The organism is Vibrio sp. MMH1-50, from assembly GCF_022347645.1.
Lineage (GTDB): Bacteria > Pseudomonadota > Gammaproteobacteria > Enterobacterales > Vibrionaceae > Vibrio > Vibrio harveyi.
Genome location: NZ_JAKRGG010000015.1, coordinates 47,769 through 64,955, shown reverse-complemented (window position 1 = coordinate 64,955; position 17,187 = coordinate 47,769). Strand labels below are relative to the sequence as shown.

Annotated in this window: 10 protein-coding genes; 4 read left to right on the top strand and 6 right to left on the bottom strand. The window is 45.8% G+C overall.

What is annotated here, in order from left to right:
* The gene (gene torS / locus MHO32_RS13290) at positions 1-2,964 is read left to right on the top strand and encodes a TMAO reductase system sensor histidine kinase/response regulator TorS (RefSeq protein ID WP_017188885.1); all 2,964 of its coding nucleotides are present in this window, start codon (positions 1-3) and stop codon (positions 2,962-2,964) included.
* Positions 2,965-3,062: 98 nt separating this feature from the next.
* Here torS and MHO32_RS13285 read toward each other — a convergent pair whose 3' ends face one another.
* The 6 genes from MHO32_RS13285 to MHO32_RS13260 all read right to left on the bottom strand — a co-directional run bounded on the left by MHO32_RS13285 (position 3,063) and on the right by MHO32_RS13260 (position 11,723).
* Positions 3,063-3,254 carry a hypothetical protein gene (locus MHO32_RS13285; protein WP_005447215.1) on the bottom strand — a complete coding sequence of 64 codons (192 nt, stop codon included), beginning with the start codon at positions 3,252-3,254 and terminating at the stop codon, positions 3,063-3,065.
* An 18-nt stretch (positions 3,255-3,272) separates the two neighbouring features.
* On the bottom strand, positions 3,273-5,630 hold the full coding sequence (locus MHO32_RS13280; protein ID WP_074051612.1) for a fatty acid cis/trans isomerase: 2,358 nt from the start codon (positions 5,628-5,630) through the stop codon (positions 3,273-3,275).
* Between the two features lie 131 nt (positions 5,631-5,761).
* On the bottom strand, positions 5,762-7,687 hold the full coding sequence (locus tag MHO32_RS13275; protein ID WP_239212421.1) for a TonB-dependent receptor domain-containing protein: 1,926 nt from the start codon (positions 7,685-7,687) through the stop codon (positions 5,762-5,764).
* Between the two features lie 108 nt (positions 7,688-7,795).
* Positions 7,796-9,136 carry a sensor histidine kinase gene (locus MHO32_RS13270; RefSeq protein ID WP_038898244.1) on the bottom strand — a complete coding sequence of 447 codons (1,341 nt, stop codon included), beginning with the start codon at positions 9,134-9,136 and terminating at the stop codon, positions 7,796-7,798.
* Complete coding sequence (locus tag MHO32_RS13265) at positions 9,133-9,891, bottom strand: response regulator transcription factor (protein WP_050932548.1); 759 nt, start codon at positions 9,889-9,891, stop codon at positions 9,133-9,135. The genes MHO32_RS13270 and MHO32_RS13265 overlap by 4 nt, the downstream gene beginning before the upstream one ends.
* Before the next feature lie 266 nt (positions 9,892-10,157).
* Complete coding sequence (locus MHO32_RS13260) at positions 10,158-11,723, bottom strand: arylsulfatase (RefSeq protein ID WP_005447193.1); 1,566 nt, start codon at positions 11,721-11,723, stop codon at positions 10,158-10,160.
* Between the two features lie 346 nt (positions 11,724-12,069).
* Between MHO32_RS13260 and MHO32_RS13255 the strand changes: the two genes are divergently transcribed.
* The 3 genes from MHO32_RS13255 to MHO32_RS13245 all read left to right on the top strand — a co-directional run bounded on the left by MHO32_RS13255 (position 12,070) and on the right by MHO32_RS13245 (position 17,182).
* Complete coding sequence (locus tag MHO32_RS13255) at positions 12,070-13,617, top strand: arylsulfatase (protein WP_005447192.1); 1,548 nt, start codon at positions 12,070-12,072, stop codon at positions 13,615-13,617.
* Positions 13,618-13,766: 149 nt separating this feature from the next.
* Positions 13,767-16,073, top strand: coding sequence for a multiheme c-type cytochrome (locus MHO32_RS13250; RefSeq protein WP_239212420.1), 2,307 nt, complete (start codon positions 13,767-13,769; stop codon positions 16,071-16,073).
* Between the two features lie 125 nt (positions 16,074-16,198).
* Positions 16,199-17,182, top strand: coding sequence for an AAA family ATPase (locus MHO32_RS13245; RefSeq protein ID WP_239212419.1), 984 nt, complete (start codon positions 16,199-16,201; stop codon positions 17,180-17,182).
* Positions 17,183-17,187: the final 5 nt, after the last annotated feature.

Here is a 17,187-nt window from a genome sequence, read left to right as displayed (position 1 = left end):
ATGTTGCTAGCTACCGCAAGCATCGGTCGTAAACTGTTATTGTCCTTCATTGCGATGGCAATGTTGGTGATGTTATCAGCATTAATCGGTGTATCAGGGTTTTCTCTGGTGGCAAAAACGGAAAGGAACGTGGTAGATGCTGCCATACCAGCAATGATTGAAGCTCGACAAGTGTCAGAGCTTAGTACCCGCATCATTTCATCGGTTCAAATGTTGTCCAATGCGCAAAACGAACAGGAGCGTAAAGAGGCGGGGCGCGTCTTATTTGATCAGCTTGAGTCCTTACTTACTCACATCAAAGAGCTGGGTGGAGAGTCTTTTGATTCACAATTGCTAGAGGCATTGGAAAATAACGTCCAGAACGTCATTAACAACCTGGCGGAGTTAGGTGTCACGGTAGAACGCAAGCTTTGGCTAGCGAAAGAGATCGATACGCGTGTAGAAGAAATGCGCTTATTGAGTGAAGAGTTGGAGCAACTTACGCGTACTCAAGTGCAAAACACCAGTACCATTGCCGTTGCGAACGTGACGCATATTTATGATTTGCTTGAATCCAACAAGAAAGATCAAGTGTATCAAGCGCTAGATGCATTAGTGGAAGTCGACCTAGACCTGACCGAACGACTTCACGAGCTGCATTTACTCGCCTTCAAGATGCTCAACCAAATTGAAGAAGCGCGCACACTGACTAACGTAGACCGTATTCAACAGATCCAAACAGCGTTCGAAGACAACCTAAAAATCATGAAACGCCGAGTGTTAGCGGTAGAAGACCCAACGCGCTCAGAGCAAATGAGCCAACTTCTTACTGAACTGGGTAAACGTCAAGTTGTCTTCACCATTTTGCTTCAACAATATGAGAACAACGAGCAGTCTCAGCAACTAATGCAAAAAACGCTTGAGCTTTTCTCTGAGTTAAACGGCACCGTAAACAAGCTGGTGGATGATTCTAACCAGACTACCCGTATTGCGGTTGAACAACTGACAAGTACCTTGAAATTTGCTCAGTGGTCGCTGACGGTCATTTCGATCATTGGTTTGATCATTGTTGTGCTTATTCTTTGGCGTGTGGTTTACGTGTCGGTCGTGAAGCGCTTGACAGAATACTCTTCGGCGCTGCTTTCTGTTGCGCAGGGCAACCTAGCGGTAGAGCTGGAAGTGAAAGGAAAAGATGAGCTGGCGCATATGGGGCAAGCCATCATTACTGCTCGTAATACGGCGCAAGCCCTCAAGGTGGTTGCTGAGGGCGAAGCGAAAGCCAAGCGTGAATTGGAAGAGCATAAAGAGCACCTCGAAGAGCTGGTTGAGCAACGAACTTCTCAGTTGAAACAAGCAAACCGCCGTTTGAATGAAGAGGTGTTGAACCACGCGAAAGCACGTAAGCAAGCAGAACAAGCCAGCCGAGCGAAGTCTGCCTTCCTTGCTACTATGAGTCATGAGATTCGTACGCCGATGAATGGCGTGCTTGGTACGGCACGTCTGCTGATTGATTCCGGTCTGAACCCAATCCAAAAGCGTTACGCAGAAATCATCAACCGCAGTGGTAAAACGTTGCTGGCGATTTTGAATGACGTTTTGGATTACTCGAAAATTGAAGCCGGGCATTTGGAGATCCGCAGTTTAGGTTTCGACTTGCACCAAATGATTGAAGACACATTCCAGTTAATGAACGGCAAAGCGCAAGAGAAAAAACTGCTGTTCTCTTACCATATCGAAAGTGATGTAGGACGTTACTGGAAAGGGGATGTTACGCGCATCAATCAAGTTCTAAATAACTTAGTGGGTAATGCGATTAAGTTCACCGAACAAGGTGAGATTGACATCTATGTCAGCTTGAACCCAGAAGATGAATCGCAAGTTCTGTTCGAAGTCTCGGATACCGGTATTGGCATTGCAAAGAAAGACCAAAAAACCTTATTCGATGCCTTTACACAAGCTGAAGGCGGTTTGAATCAAACTGGTGGTACCGGGTTAGGTCTTGCTATTAGCCGCCGTATTATTCAAGCAATGGGGGGCCGTTTGGATGTGGATTCGGACGAAGGACATGGCAGCCGTTTCTGGTTTTCCATTCCTTTAGAAGAGAGTGAGCCTGTAGAGACGGTTTCCATCGCGAGCGCTCGTTGTAAAGTGAAAGCGAAAGTTCTGCTAGTAGAAGACAATCCTGTAAACCGTGTTGTGGCGGAAGGTTTCTTAGAGAGCATGGGACACCAAGTTATCATGGCAGAAAATGGCTTAGAGGCGGAGCAGATCATTGACAAGCACGATTTCGACATTGCACTGGTCGATATCAACTTGCCAGATTGTAACGGTGCTGATTTAATCCACCGCCTTAAACGCATAGAGCGCAACAAACCAGCGGATAAAGCACTTGCACCTACGCCAATGGTGGCGGTTTCTGCTCATGTATTTGCTGAAGAAGTGGAAAGCTATTTGGCGGCGGGATTTGATGGCTACTTACCAAAACCTATGGAAAAAGAAGCTCTTGCTGCGCTCATCCAAGATATGTTGGATGGCAAACAGCTGCTGCTTCCTCAAAGCGGGGAATGCATCCCACATGATGAAATAACAACAACGACCGACAACAACGAATCGGCGGTCACAACAGACACGATAGCAGAGGAGCCAGCAATGGTTATCATCAACCCTAATGTGATTCAGTCAGACATGAAGATTTTGGGCAGAGAAAAGATGCTGCACATCATTGATTTGTTCAGACAAACCAGCGCTGATGTACTAAGCCAAATGGAAACGTCTTCAGAAAGCGGTGACAGCCGAGGCGTGAAAGATCTTGCCCACAAATTGAAAGGCAGCGCAGGCAGTTTAGGTCTGACGGCATTAATGAATACATGCCAATGTGTTGAAATTGCCGCTGAGCCATTGGAGGCGTACGCTACACACCAAGGTGCACTAAAAGAGCAAGTTGATGAGTCGATTCATGCCCTTGATAACCTGATGGCTGAATAAACGTCTATTTTGCTACCTGCTTGAGCCAGAAGGTAAATTCGAGCAAGTAGATCAATGCCGATAAACAAAAACCTCCGGTTTACGCCGGAGGTTTTTTTCTATTCGGTCAGATCATCTTCCCACTCAAACCGAGTGTCTAATGCATAAGGATCATCTTCGAACGGATGCTCCATTCTGCCACGCAAGTATTCGAGTTGGTGCTCAAGCATGTTGACCGTATCGTAATCCCCCTCTGAGCAAGCAACGTAAATCTGTTGCTCGAGAGCGGCAATGTTGTCTCGGATACTCATGAGAACCCCCTTAAATCATCATCGATTCTCAAAACGATTATAGTCAAGTAAACCAAATTCGATCGGTTGATTTGTACGATACCAATCGTGGATACGATCGCTAAACGGCCAGAACTTTTCTGAGCTTCGGCGAATCGCAAAATTATCCAGTAACTTAACGTAATCTGACTCGGATTTTAGAGCACTAAATTGATCGACAAATTCTTTTACCTGATTTTCGTTAATTGAGAAAAACGCAGCTGGGTAACTGCCAACAACACCTCGAACGATGGTCATATCATCATTTGCGAAGTCACGGTTACTTTCTTCATCAAACAAACTAGAAATATTGATATGCGCGTTATTATGCAGCAGGGTAAACAGCTCATCTTGACCGGAATTACTGCGCACCATCAGCATGGTGATTTGCGGCACAGTTTGGAGTCCCTCTCCACGAACTTGGTTGATGCTTGCCAACTGCTGCTCACTCTCCACCGTTAGTGCGGTATCTACAATGTCATAACGTGGTAACAGGATAGGTGAAACCTGCTTGCGCAAGATGTCGAGCAGTTCGGATTTCGGGTCGTCAGTATGGTACACAACGCTAGTCGGTTGGCTAAATGGTGCGACATTACGCTGCAAGAAGTCGCTTAGCTGACGCGGTTGATCTTGGTACCAACTTGAGTGCTCTTGATGACGCATATCGGCAGGCAATAGGGCAATGAAATTACTCTCCCCTTCAAGACGAAGGAAGTCCATGAACATACGAGTGATCAACTGATGACCAAAGTTGCCGTAAACATCAAACCCAGCAACGAGAAGGTAGTGAATTCGCTCAAGTAGGGCATAGTCCAGCACCCAAGCTGTTTTTGGTTGTTCTCCGACTAAACCCTGCACGACAGATGCACTGTCAAAGTGGCGGAATACCGTTAGCGCTGCATTCGGATTGGTGCCGTTACCATCCCAAATCACATCCGTAGAAAGATGCTCGCCGTTTTTGAACCATTTGTTGATGAAGTCTGATTTAGCCTCTAGGTAACGAGCTTGCTGGCGTGAGTACTTCACCCAGTTTGTTACTGGTACGGTATTGCTTTCTAACTCGCCCGGAAGCTTCAAATTGTCTGCTTGGGAACGATAAAACTCGTTCACCTCGGGAATATCCGCTTTGTCTGGATCGAGGAAGAACACCCAGAAACGGTCGTTAATTACATTCAATGCTAATTGACCGCGACACACCGGACCTTTGATGTAAGCCATAATGGTGTTTTGTGCATTATCCAGCATGAACTTGAAGCGAGATTTCACTGGTAGGTCAATGAATGCAGTCATCGGGTTAGCAGCGACTTCTGGCTCGTAGCTTGGCAGTTGTGCCACTTTGTAATCGGCATCAATGAACCACTTTTTCCAGTTATCAATGCGTTGTTTATTCAAGGCAAACGGCATGTGGGTCTTATCCACGATAGTGCCTTGCTCTGGAATAATACGGTAGTAAACGCGTTCCACTTTGGGGTCATCATATGGACGACGTGTGGTAATGCGTTTTACAGGCTCGCCGGGAGGCGTCGCAGAGCGAACTAATATAAAGAATCGAGGTTGTTCTCCATCTAATTCAGAGAAATATAGGTGAGATAAGAACAGATGTTCGTAAATGTAACGAGCAGCAAGTTGATTCTTACGAGAGCCCTTGTTGAGTAACGCTTCGTACTTGTCTACTTCTGTTTGTTGTTGCTCGGTTAACGGTACATGTGCGTTCATGATCGCGCCGTTCTTTAACCAAAGCATCAATGTTTGATACTCCGCTGAAGTTAAGTTCGGCATACCAAAAGGCATTCCCCATGTTGGGTTGTCTTGCTCATATTGCGCGTATTCTTCAATGGTCGGACAGGTTTGTTCACGATCGATAGAAAAATCGAAGCCTTCTAGCTGAACTTGGTCGGGAAGAGGGTGACGTTCCTTTTGTTGCAGCATTCGTGCAATTAGACCTGCATCCATGTTAGCCGCCATGCTCTGCTCACGTTCGTTAAGCACAGGATGGAAGCCAGCGTCACGCCACTCCTGAGTGGTTTGTGCATCTTCAAATAGACGAGTTGGGGCAGCGGCAGTGAGGCGAGTGCCTTCATATACTAAAGCTTTGCTTGCTCCGCGGTCTATGCCTTCTACGGAAGAAAGTTTGAGCTGACAAGGGGCATCGTAGCAGGCATGGCAAACCACACAGCGATTATCAACAATAGGTTTGACGTCATGTTGAAAGAAATCCGCTTGTGGCGTATCAATCGTTGCGGTTCGCTCGCGAACTTGCTCAGGACCAAACAGTTTATCGTAGTTTAGTCCTGCATAGGTCGCACAACCCGCAAATAGAGTGGCAATAGACAGTGTAAAAATTAAACGTAAATTCATTGAGTTATTTTGAGTAAATTGAATTTGCGTTAATTAAAGCAAAATACGCCGCTAAATACCAAAAATCGGAGCAATTCGCCCCGATTTCTGAGTTGTTATCGTTAGGTCAATGGCAATGTACTCACTCGAACCTAGAACGCGTAAGTGACGTTAAATCGGAAGTCTCGACCAGGGCTCGCATACCCTTGTGCTACTGGGCTTCCGATGTATGCCATGTATGAGGCATGGTCGAAGTAGTACTTATCAAAGACGTTCTTCACCGATAGGGTTAAGGAAAGTTCTTCATCAGCTAATGGCATCCAGTATGCGTAAACGTCATGCACACCATAGCCTGGCTTTTCTGGATGGACGGTTGGATCCGCTACATCGGTCAAGCGTTCAACAAATCGTGCATTCCAACCAAACTCAAGGGTTTCCATTGGTTGGTAGATAAGATCAAGTACCCAAGTATCACCAATCGATGTTCCCAATGTGGAATCTTCATCAGAAAGCGGTGTGCCGTTTAGCTCTGGACGGGATTGGTTGTAACTCAATCGAGCTGATACATCAGCAATTGCATAGCCTAAGTAAGCGGTAACACCTTGGTTATCTAAATCGCCCACGTTGGTGTAAACCGCACCTTGGTTTGTTACCACGTCTTTGATTGTGCTATCGAAGAAGGTGACGCCAGCAAAGAAATCATCGTATTGGTAATTTGCCCCTAGCTCTAAGTTGCGTGCTTCTTCAGGTTTACGATTTGGGTCATTTTCGCGGTAATCGATAACAAACAGTTCTTTGATTTGTTGACCACGGAACGCTTCCGCATAACTAGCAAATAGGTTCAAGCCTTCCAACGCATTGTAATTAATACCTACGTTAGGGCTAAAACCGTTTGAGTCGAAGTCTTGGTCCTTGTTATCGGTTAACTCGTACCAATCGTAACGAGCACCAGCGGTTAGAATGATGGTTTCTGTTAACATCCAATCATCTTGGACAAACAGACCATAGACTGTGCCTTTTTCTTCATCATCCTTTTTACCATCGTAGTTGGTTTCAAATTCCGATTTGTCTTTCTTGTAATCCAAGCCATAGACCAAAGTATGGTCAGTCAATTTACTCGTGTTGAATATCTTTATACCAGTAGTCTGGATCGAACCATCACTGGTGCCCCAGCGGGGGTGATCTTTATGAGCTAAGCGACTATCGGTGTAGTAGAGCGTGGTGTCTAAATTAAACAATTCGCTTGCTGCGTATTTGTGATTCAGAGTAAAAGTAGAACGATCGGTTTCTTGATCGAGAGGCGCATTTTTAAAGCTTGGCTGGAAGTGAGGGCGATTTAAACGTCGACCATCATCATTGCGGTAATCGTAACTGATAGATAAGTAATGTTCGTCATTCAACTGACCAGAAAGCTTTAGAAGCGCAATTTGTTGCTCTAACGCTGTGTAGGGTTGTTCCTGACCTTTACCGTCTTCGATGTTATCGCCGTCGACGTAACCAAATGAAGCCAGAAGACCAAGCTGATCAGCGACTTCTCCGTATAAACTTGCTGAAACCTTGTAACCCTCATTATTGGTGTAATAACCGCCTTTTAGCATCGCACCATAGGTTTCACCTGCGGCAAGGAGATCGTGTGCATCTTTAGTGGTGAACTTAATCGCGCCGCCGAGTGCACCTGGTCCGTCTGTTGCACGACCTGTACCTGCACTCACATCAACTTGCTTGAGAAGTTCAGGTTCAATAGAGAGTCGACCTTGATGGTGGAATAGGTTACCGGATTGCTCCGCACCGTCGATAGATACATTCAACATGGTATCTTCCAGACCACGGACATAGACCTTTTGAGAAACGCCGGAAGAGCCACCGACGCTAACTTCTGCATCTTTACGGAAAATGTCGTTCAAGTCTTGCGCTTGGGATTTAGCGAGCTGATCGGAATCGATTGTGATATCGGCGCCTTCAGGCGTGTGCCCAGTAACTTCGACAATTTCGATGTCATCCTTGGCGTATGTCGCTTGTGATGCAACCAAAAGCGCGATGGTAAGTGGGCTTAGCTTAAATACGGTTGAAGCAGACACCGTAACCTCCATTGTTAATGAGAATTATTATCGAGTGAGATTTTGGTGATTCTTCCACTCTGAGTAAACGACTTTTACAACTGTTACAATCCTTGCAGTGAGCTGGAGTTAGCGTCGTTTAGGTAATGAAATATCCATCGTCAATCCCTTTGGTTCTGCGTTGTAAGCGGTGATCTTGCCGCCTACTGCTTCGATATGGCGCTTGGCGAGCGCAAGACCTACACCAAAGCCTTTTCGGGATGTGACTTGGTTATTTGCTTTAAAGAAGGGTTTGAAGATTTGTCGATACAGACTAGGGTCGATACCCGGACCTGAATCAGTAATCAAGATTTGATAATGATTGGATTTGGTGAGAACACGAATGTCTAACGTTTCTTTTGTTTGTGTGTATCGCAGACCGTTACGAATGATGTTCTCCAAAGATTGGCTGAGTGCCATTTGGTTCGAGTCCTGTAGAGGAAGAGAATGATCTTGCAGCAATGAAACCTGTTTATCCGGGTATTCAAAACGCGCATCTTCTACGATGATTTCAATTAGCTCGGCGAGATCAAACGACTCGGTTCTTAAGTTTGGTTGCTCATTTTCAATCCACGCAAGGGTCAGTGTGTCTTCGGCGGTCGCTCGCATTTTTTGAGTATCGCTTTTGATTCGTTCTAGCATTTGCTCGCGTTCGATATTTTTATCTACGCAGTCAATTGCCATCTCAATTCGAGCGAGTGGGGTACGTATCTCATGTGACATGTCCGCAATAAGGTTGCGGTTGTGCTGAATCACATCTGACGTTCGTTCCGCCATTTTGTCGAAAGTACGAGCGACTTGGCTAATCTCGTCGTTGCCTAGTTTCATGGTATGCCCAATACGGGCAGAGTAATCGCCCTGACTGAAAGCTTGACTGGCACGATGAAACTGCTGCAAGGGGCGCATGACATAACGGTACAAATACACAGTCAGTGCTAGTAGAGAAAGAAAGGGAATCACAAAGCGAAACAACCAAAACGCGTGAGACATGTAGGTTCCCGGTCGCATTCGATCTGGTAGCAGAATCAAAAAGTGGTATCCGAATGGAGAGAGTGGGACTTCCATAATTGGGTTGTCTGGGAAATCGAGGTGAATCTTCCACTCTACACTTCGACCAATTCCATAACCTTGCCAAAAACGTTGGTTGAGCGGGTTCCCTCCTTTTACGTCAAGATGGGATTGCAACACGGTTGCCCAAGTTGATTCTTTGATAGCAAGCTCTTCCAGCCAAACATCAAGTCCGTGCCAATCTTGTTGGTCAATGAAGGTTTGTGCGGTATTGCCCCAATCTAAAATTTGTTGACGATGAGACTTCTTTAAATAGCTCATTTTCTCGTTAGAGAGGATGGCAGCACTATGAATCAGAGAGAAAAAGATCACCACTCCAAGGGATAAGACGATAAATAGCCGCCAAAACAGCATTTTTTTCATTTAAAAATGTATCCCTTGCCATGAACGGTTTGGATGCGGTCGTTAGACATTCCCTCTGCGATGAGGCGCTTGCGTACTCGGCTTAAGTGCATATCAAGAGCACGGTCGTATTGACTGAACTGACGCTCTAGAACGGTCTGATAGAGAAAGGGTTTACTTAACACTTCACCGCGATGTTCGATTAAAGTCCAAAGTAACTTGAACTGAATCGGTGTGAGTTGAACAGGTTCCATTTCTGGGCGGCGATGAAGCGTAACGGAATGCGTCTGCTTACTGAGAAGAAGCTCTCTATCACTGAGTTTTGTGGCAGAGTTAGGTTGTTGAATCAGTTGGGTTCGGCGCAGTATCGCTTCAACACGTAAGCTAACCTCGGTGAAGTTACAGGGTTTAGTAATGTAATCATCAGCACCACATTTAAGACCTTGAATCCGATATTCTTCCGCACCGTAAGCGGTGAGCATGACAACGGGGGTTTGCGACTGAGATCGAATCACATTGAGCACTTCAAATCCATCAAGGTTAGGTAGGTTCACATCTAAAATCACCAAGTCGAACGTTTGTTGATGAAATGCGCTTACTCCATCGTCACCACTGTACATAGAACTCACGTTGTAACCTTGCTCTTTGAGTAGTTCTGTGAGTTGAAGGTTGAGGTCGGGATCATCTTCAACTAACAAAATAGAAGGAGCAGTTGAGGGAGCACTAGAAGACCAGTTTTGATGAGAAGTGCTAGTGGCTGACGTTGGACTGAACATGTTGATGCATTACTCATTACTTGATAATGCGAACTATTATCAAAAATCAACTGATGAAAATCAATGTGCTGAATGAGAAAGCTATCAGTTATTAGTAATAGAGCGTCAAAGTGCGACCTAATTAGAAGTTTCGTTATCTGAGAGGGAGGTGATGCGAACGTGTGATATAGGGCGGTCAATTAGTAAAGAACAAGCGACCAACGGATAAAAGTGAAAAAAGAAAACCCACCAAGGTTGGCGGGTTTTTTCGGTAGTAGCAAAAGAAACTATTTCATTTTCTTAACTTCTTGCTGAAGTTGTTCTAGCTGTTTCATTTTCCCTTGTAGACCAAGAGATTGGTAGCTAATTGATGCAGGGTTCATCATTTGACCTTGCTGCATTGGGTAATCCGGTAGTGTCTTGAAGAACTCACCTAGCACGTCTTGGATAGGTACGAACAACCACATGTTGTCAGCCATCCAGCGCAAGTACATACCAGACTCGTGAGGCGCTTTCTCGAATGGGTCAGCACGTAGGTGGATGATCTTCGGCCAGTTTGGTGCGAAGCGTACCGCGTCCGTAATGTTACCTTCTAGTGTTGCGAAATGCAGTTTCCAATCGTTCCAGCGAACTGCGTTTAGCTCACCGTTTGCTGTGAAGTACAGTAGTGATTCACGCGGACCTTTCTCTTCTTTACCTTGGAAGTAAGGCATGAAGTTGTAGCCATCAATATGTACGCGCCAGTCTTTGCCATTTGCTTTATAGCCTTTAGCCAGTTTCTCTTTCACGTCAGGAACGCCTGCTGCTGCCATCAGTGTTGGTAACCAGTCTTGGTGCGCCATCATTTCGTTGATCTTAGTACCTGGTTCGATTACGCCAGGCCAACGAACGAGCTGAGGAACACGCATACCGCCTTCCCATGTCGTGCCTTTTTCACCGTGGAATGGTGTTGCACCGCCGTCAGGCCACGATACAGTCTCTGCACCGTTATCGGTTGAGTAGATAACGATGGTGTTGTCTGCGACGCCTAGCTCATCCAATTTGTCCAGTAGAATACCCACTTGATCATCATGCTCTAACATGCCGTCGGCGTAGATACTGATGCCAGATTTACCTTGGTATTTCTCTTGAAGGCGAGTCCATACGTGCATGCGTGTTGTGTTATGCCAGATGAAGAAAGGCTTGTCCGCTTTTACGGCTTTTTCCATGAACGCCAATGACGTTTCTAGGAATTCTTCATCGGCATGTTCCATACGCTTACGCGTCATAGGACCTGTGTCTTCGATCTTACCGTCAGCAAATGATTTGATTACACCACGAGGACCGTAGTTTTTACGGAATTCAGGGTCTTTCGGGTAGTAATATGTTTCTGGCTCTTCTTCAGCGTTTAGGTGGTAAAGGTTACCAAAGAACTCGTCGAAACCATGGTTAGTTGGCAAGTGTTGGTCTTGGTCACCCAAGTGGTTCTTACCGAACTGAGCCGTCATGTAGCCTTGCTCTTTTAACAAGTCTGCAATGGTCGGTGCCCAATCAGGGATGCCGTGAGTTGAGCCTGGCATACCAATTGTAAGCAAGCCAGTACGGAACGGTTCTTGGCCTGTGATGAATGCTGCACGGCCTGCAGTACAAGATTGCTGACCGTAGTGATCAGTAAATAGTGCACCTTCGTTTGCGATACGGTCGATATTCGGGGTTTCGTAACCCATCATACCTTGGTTGTATGCACTGATGTTCCAGTAACCAACATCATCACCAAAAATCGCTAGGATATTCGGTTTGTCTGCCGCCACTGCTGCGCTTGAGGTTGCCAGTACGCCGAGACCGACAGCCAGCTTGCTCATTTGGTTAGCCATAAAAACTCCAAATTGGTTGAAAGTTGGAAGAGAAGCTTAGGGACCGCCTACGCTTCGTTGGCTATTAAGTTAATGATGCAATTGAAGAATGTCGCTTTATAGTGTTTATAACCATAAGTTATGCAGACGCGTAACTCTTTGTTTTCTTGGTTTAATATTCAAACCTTACCTTTTGTATGGAAAACTGAAGCGAGACTTGGGTCACGTTAATTCCCCTTTGGTTTAGAGCTTATAAGACCTTAGTTTTAACTTAATTTTAATTATGCTATTGGATTCGCATTAGTCTGTTTTGTGAGCTATACGTTTGTGTGCAGGATGCACTTTTCTAATACAGACAGAGGTTTATATGACAGCGAATTATGGCGTTAAACGCCGATTAGCGATTCTTGCCGCTGCTTTTATCGGCGCGACAAGTAGCAGTATCGCAGCAGAAAAACCGAACATTCTGGTTATCTGGGGTGATGATATTGGTCAGTCGAATATCAGCGCCTATACGTTCGGCCTCATGGGCTACAAAACCCCAAACATCGATAGAATCGCAAAAGAAGGTATGATGTTCACCGACTACTATGGCGAACAATCATGTACCGCGGGTCGCTCCACCTTTATTACGGGTCAAACAGTGCTGCGAACCGGCTTGAGTAAAGTTGGTCTTCCGGGGGCAGACTTAGGCTTGCAAGCAGAAGATGCAACGATTGCAGAAATGCTTAAACCTTTAGGTTATATGACGGGGCAATTTGGTAAAAACCACTTAGGCGATAAAGACGAACATCTTCCAACCAATCATGGCTTCGACGAATTTTTTGGCAACCTTTATCACTTGAACGCCGAGGAAGAACCGGAAAATGTTGATTACCCGAAAGACCCAGAATTCCGTAAGAAATTTGGTCCTCGTGGTGTCATTAAATCCTTTGCTGATGGCAAAATTGAAGATACGGGACCGCTCACTCGTAAGCGAATGGAAACCGTAGATGAAGAAACGCTAGATGCGGCACTTGATTTTATGGATCGTGCGGTGAAAGCTGACAAACCGTTCTTCGTCTGGTGGAATGCCACACGCATGCATTTCCGCACCCACGTTAAAGAAGACAACTTGGGCAAAACTGGCATCAGTTTTTATGCCGACGGCATGGTTGAGCACGATAACCATGTTGGCCAGCTATTGAAGAAAGTGGATGATCTTGGCATTCAAGATAACACTATCGTATTTTACTCCACTGATAACGGTCCACACATGAACTCGTGGCCAGATGCAGGTACAACGCCATTCCGTGGTGAGAAAAATACTAACTGGGAAGGCGCATTCCGTGTTCCCGCTATGGTTCGTTGGCCGGGTAAAATTGAGCCGGGAAGCGTGTCTAACGAGATCATGCATCATATGGACTGGATGCCAACATTCCTAGCGGCAGCAGGCGATGATCAAATCAAAGAGAAACTCCTGAAAGGCTATAAAGCAGGAGATAAGACGTTCAAAAACCACCTTGATGGTTACAACTTCCTGCCTTACCTAACTGGTAAAGAGGACAAAGGGCCACGTGAAGAAATCTTCTACTTTACAGACGATGGTGATTTGAGCTCACTGCGTTTCCGCAACTGGAAGATCGTATTCCTAGAGCAGCGCGCGAAAGGTACGTTGCAAATTTGGGCTGAACCGTTTACACCGTTGCGTGTGCCTAAGATCTTCAATCTACGCATGGACCCATACGAAGTCGCAGATATTACGTCGAACACGTATTACGATTGGTTGATCGACCATGCGTATATGCTTGTTCCTGCACAGGCTTATGTGGGCAAGTTCTTAGAAACATTCCAAGAATTCCCTCCAAGGCAGAAAGCTGCGAGCTTCTCACTTGATCAGGTGATGGAGAAACTGCAAGAAAGTCACAATAAATAGATTGATTGCAACCAAATGTGGGGCTCTTCGGAGCCTCTTTTTTTGCGCCTCGTTTGAGTTTTTCTTAAAACCTATGTAATTGCTTGTCTAAAAAGAAAAAACACTTCTATCTTTGATCAGAGAATAAAAAGAATCACACAAGGACAGTTATGACTCAGTGGGCAAGTTGGAAGCAGACCTTAACTGGTCTTGCAGCGCTCGTCAGTTTTTCTCTGTTTGCGCAGGAAACACCGCAATCAACCGAATCATCAACGCTAACTTACGTAGGCAGTGAAGCTTGCGTAGATTGTCACCAAAAAGAAACCAAAGCGTGGCAAGGATCTCATCATGATATGGCGATGAGGCATGCTGATGCACAGTCCGTATTGGGTGACTTTAACGAGCACACGTTTACATTCGAAGGAAAGCCAAACCGTTTTTATCGAAAAGGGGACGAGTATTGGGTCAATATCCAAGGTCCAGACGGAGAGTGGCACGACTACAAAATTAGCTACACCTTTGCATGGGAACCGCTTCAACAATACATGGTGGAGTTTGAAGATGGGCGAGTCCAACTCATTCCTTTTGCTTGGGATTCGAGAACCAAGCAACAAGGTGGTCAGCGCTGGTTTCACCTATATCCAGATACCACGCCAAAAGATGAATTCTATTGGACGAATACGGGGCAAAATTGGAACTTCATGTGTGCCGATTGCCACTCAACGAATCTAGAAAAGAACTACGACGCCAAAACTAATACGTATTCAACCACGTGGTCTGAGATCAATGTGGGTTGTGAAGCGTGCCATGGTCCTGCCAGCGAACATGTAGAGCTTGCCAAACAAGCGGAAAAATCTGGAAATACCATCGTCTCAGCGAATCACTATGGTTTTGATCGAGATTTAGGTCTGGCTGTAAAAGAATGGGTCTACGAAGAAGGGCACAGTACGCTCCAGCCAAAAGAAATAGCGATGACGCACCAAGTTCAAACGTGCGCGCAGTGCCATAGTCGTCGTACTCAGCTCAATGAAACTGAAGATCACGTAAAAGGTTCCTTCCTAGATAAATATCGTCTTAGCTTAATCACACCAGAGCTCTATTATCACGATGGTCAAATCTATGACGAAGATTACGTCTACGGTTCATTTTTGCAATCTGCCATGGCAGAAAAAGGCGTTACTTGTACTAACTGCCATGATCCGCATACCGCAGAGTTGAAGATCCCAGAAGAAGCGGTTTGTGCTCAGTGCCATATTGCGTCTGACTACATGCCGGAAAATCACACTTTCCATGAGGCAAATACTGAGGCATCGCAATGCACAACTTGTCACATGCCAGAAACGACTTACATGCAAGTGGACCCGCGTCGTGATCACAGTTGGCATGTGCCGCGCCCAGATTTGAGTATGCATATTAATACGCCAAACGTCTGTACGTCTTGTCATGAAGACGAAACCAATCAATGGGCAGATAAGAAAATAGGCGAATGGTTCCCGAATTCAAAATACCGAAATCAACAACACTTCGCGGTCGCATTTTACGCGGATTCTATTGGTCATCGTGGTGCGCCTGATGCATTAGCATATTCGGCTCAAGACGCATCGTTAAGCGATATTATTCGTGCGTCTGCTTTAGAACGTATGGGTGGCAATGCCGGACAGAACACTTTGGTTTCATTAGCGAGGGCAGTAAAACATGAAAGCGATATGATCCGTTTGGGTGCCGTTGCTGGTTCTTCTGGTTATGAATTTAGCGATCGTTGGCAAATTCTCGAACCATTACTAACTGACCCAGTATTGTCCGTTCGCGCTGAAGCCGCGGCTGCTTTGGTTCGTCATTATCCAGAAATGAATCCGCTGCAACGCGACAAGATCAAACAGCCGTTGGAAGACTACATGGCAATCCAGCGTTTCAATGCGGATCGAGGTTTTGGACGAACCAACCTAGCAAATGTCTATCGAGATCTTGGAGAAACAGGTAAAGCCATTGCGTCTTATCAAAAAGCCATTGAAATAGAGCCTTACTTTGAAAACAGCTACGCCAACTTAGCGGATTTGTACCGTACACAAGGTAACGACAGAAAAGCACTAGAAACCTTGATGGCAGGGATTGAAGCGCAACCTAAATCGAGTGCTTTGCCTTACAGCGCTGGTTTGGCATGGCTTCGTGTTGGAGATGGCGTTAAGGCAAACCAATATTTGAAACAAGCGGCTGAAACGGCAGAACACAACCCGCAATATTGGTATGTGTATGGCTTGGCGTTAGAGAAGAGTGACATACTCGCGGCAAGCAAAGCACTGAGCACAGCCTACCAAGTGGGTGGAAATCCGCAGCATTTGTACGCCGAGTGTGAAGTGTTAGCGCGCAACTATAAACAAGGGGCCGTAGCTTTTGCTTTTGAACAATGTGTTAAGCAGCTTGCAGAAGTGGCTCCAGCGGAGGTTGTTCAACAATTACGAGCTACAATTTCAAATTAAAATTGGCGGTAAGTTATTGGCTATAAATGGTTACAAATAAGTTGGGTATTAAGTTTATAACCAATAGTTATAGGGCTTGTGAGTAGGATGTACACAGCAAAAATTATGCATTTTGAGGGCACATTATGAACCACGCACAACAAGCCATTAATGAATTAATCGAACAAACTGAAAAAAGTGTCATTGGACAAAGCCATGTGGTTCAGGCTTTGGTGATAGGGTTACTGACCAATGGTCACGTACTTTTGGAGGGTTTACCGGGGACGGCAAAAACGCGCTCGGTGAAATCGCTTGCCAATCTACTTAATACCAGCTTTGGTCGTATTCAGTTTACCCCCGACTTGTTACCTTCAGACGTTACAGGTACCGAAGTGTACCAAGAACTAGATGGCAAGCCTCAACTCCACTTCCAACCAGGTCCAATCTTTAACAGCATCGTATTGGCGGACGAGGTAAACCGTGCGCCAGCAAAAGTACAAGCTGCACTGCTAGAAGCGATGGCAGAAGGTACGATTACAGTGGGTGATAAGACGCACGTCTTGCCAGAGTTGTTCATGGTGCTTGCGACGCAAAACCCAGTTGAACAAGAGGGCACTTACCCATTGCCAGAAGCGCAGATGGATCGCTTTATCATGAAAGTGACCGTCGACTATCCAGAAGATGAAGCTGAGCGTGACATTATTCGTTTAGTGCGCAGTGAAGAGCTGGGTTCAGAAACCAGTAGTGAATTAGTGACGCTAAAACACATTGAGCCAGAGCTTGTGATTGAAGCGCGACGTCAACTGCCAAATATTACTGTTTCCGATTTGGTCGAGAACTACATCGTTGCGCTTGTGATGGCGACGCGTAAACCAGAGCGCTACGCGGATTCCCAGCTACAAAAATGGATCGAAATCGGCTCAAGCCCTCGCGCATCAATTTCGTTGGACAAATGTGCTCGTGCTTACGCGTGGCTACAAGGGCGTGACTATGTAACGCCTGATGACGTACGTGCGATGGTGCCATCGGTACTTGGACACCGATTCTCACTTTCTTACGATGCACTTGCCGATGGTGTTGATCACCAGCGAGTGGTGCAAGAGCTGCTTGATTGTGTAGAAATCGGATAAGCAGG

Coding starts and splice junctions, on each gene's coding strand:
- MHO32_RS13260 (WP_005447193.1), bottom strand. CDS start 11,723: ATGGCTAACCAAATGAGCAAGCTGGCTGTCGGTCTCGGCGTACTGGCA.
- MHO32_RS13280 (WP_074051612.1), bottom strand. CDS start 5,630: ATGAATTTACGTTTAATTTTTACACTGTCTATTGCCACTCTATTTGCG.
- MHO32_RS13255 (WP_005447192.1), top strand. CDS start 12,070: ATGACAGCGAATTATGGCGTTAAACGCCGATTAGCGATTCTTGCCGCT.
- MHO32_RS13270 (WP_038898244.1), bottom strand. CDS start 9,136: ATGAAAAAAATGCTGTTTTGGCGGCTATTTATCGTCTTATCCCTTGGA.
- MHO32_RS13250 (WP_239212420.1), top strand. CDS start 13,767: ATGACTCAGTGGGCAAGTTGGAAGCAGACCTTAACTGGTCTTGCAGCG.
- MHO32_RS13285 (WP_005447215.1), bottom strand. CDS start 3,254: ATGAGTATCCGAGACAACATTGCCGCTCTCGAGCAACAGATTTACGTT.
- torS (WP_017188885.1), top strand. CDS start 1: ATGTTGCTAGCTACCGCAAGCATCGGTCGTAAACTGTTATTGTCCTTC.
- MHO32_RS13265 (WP_050932548.1), bottom strand. CDS start 9,891: ATGTTCAGTCCAACGTCAGCCACTAGCACTTCTCATCAAAACTGGTCT.
- MHO32_RS13245 (WP_239212419.1), top strand. CDS start 16,199: ATGAACCACGCACAACAAGCCATTAATGAATTAATCGAACAAACTGAA.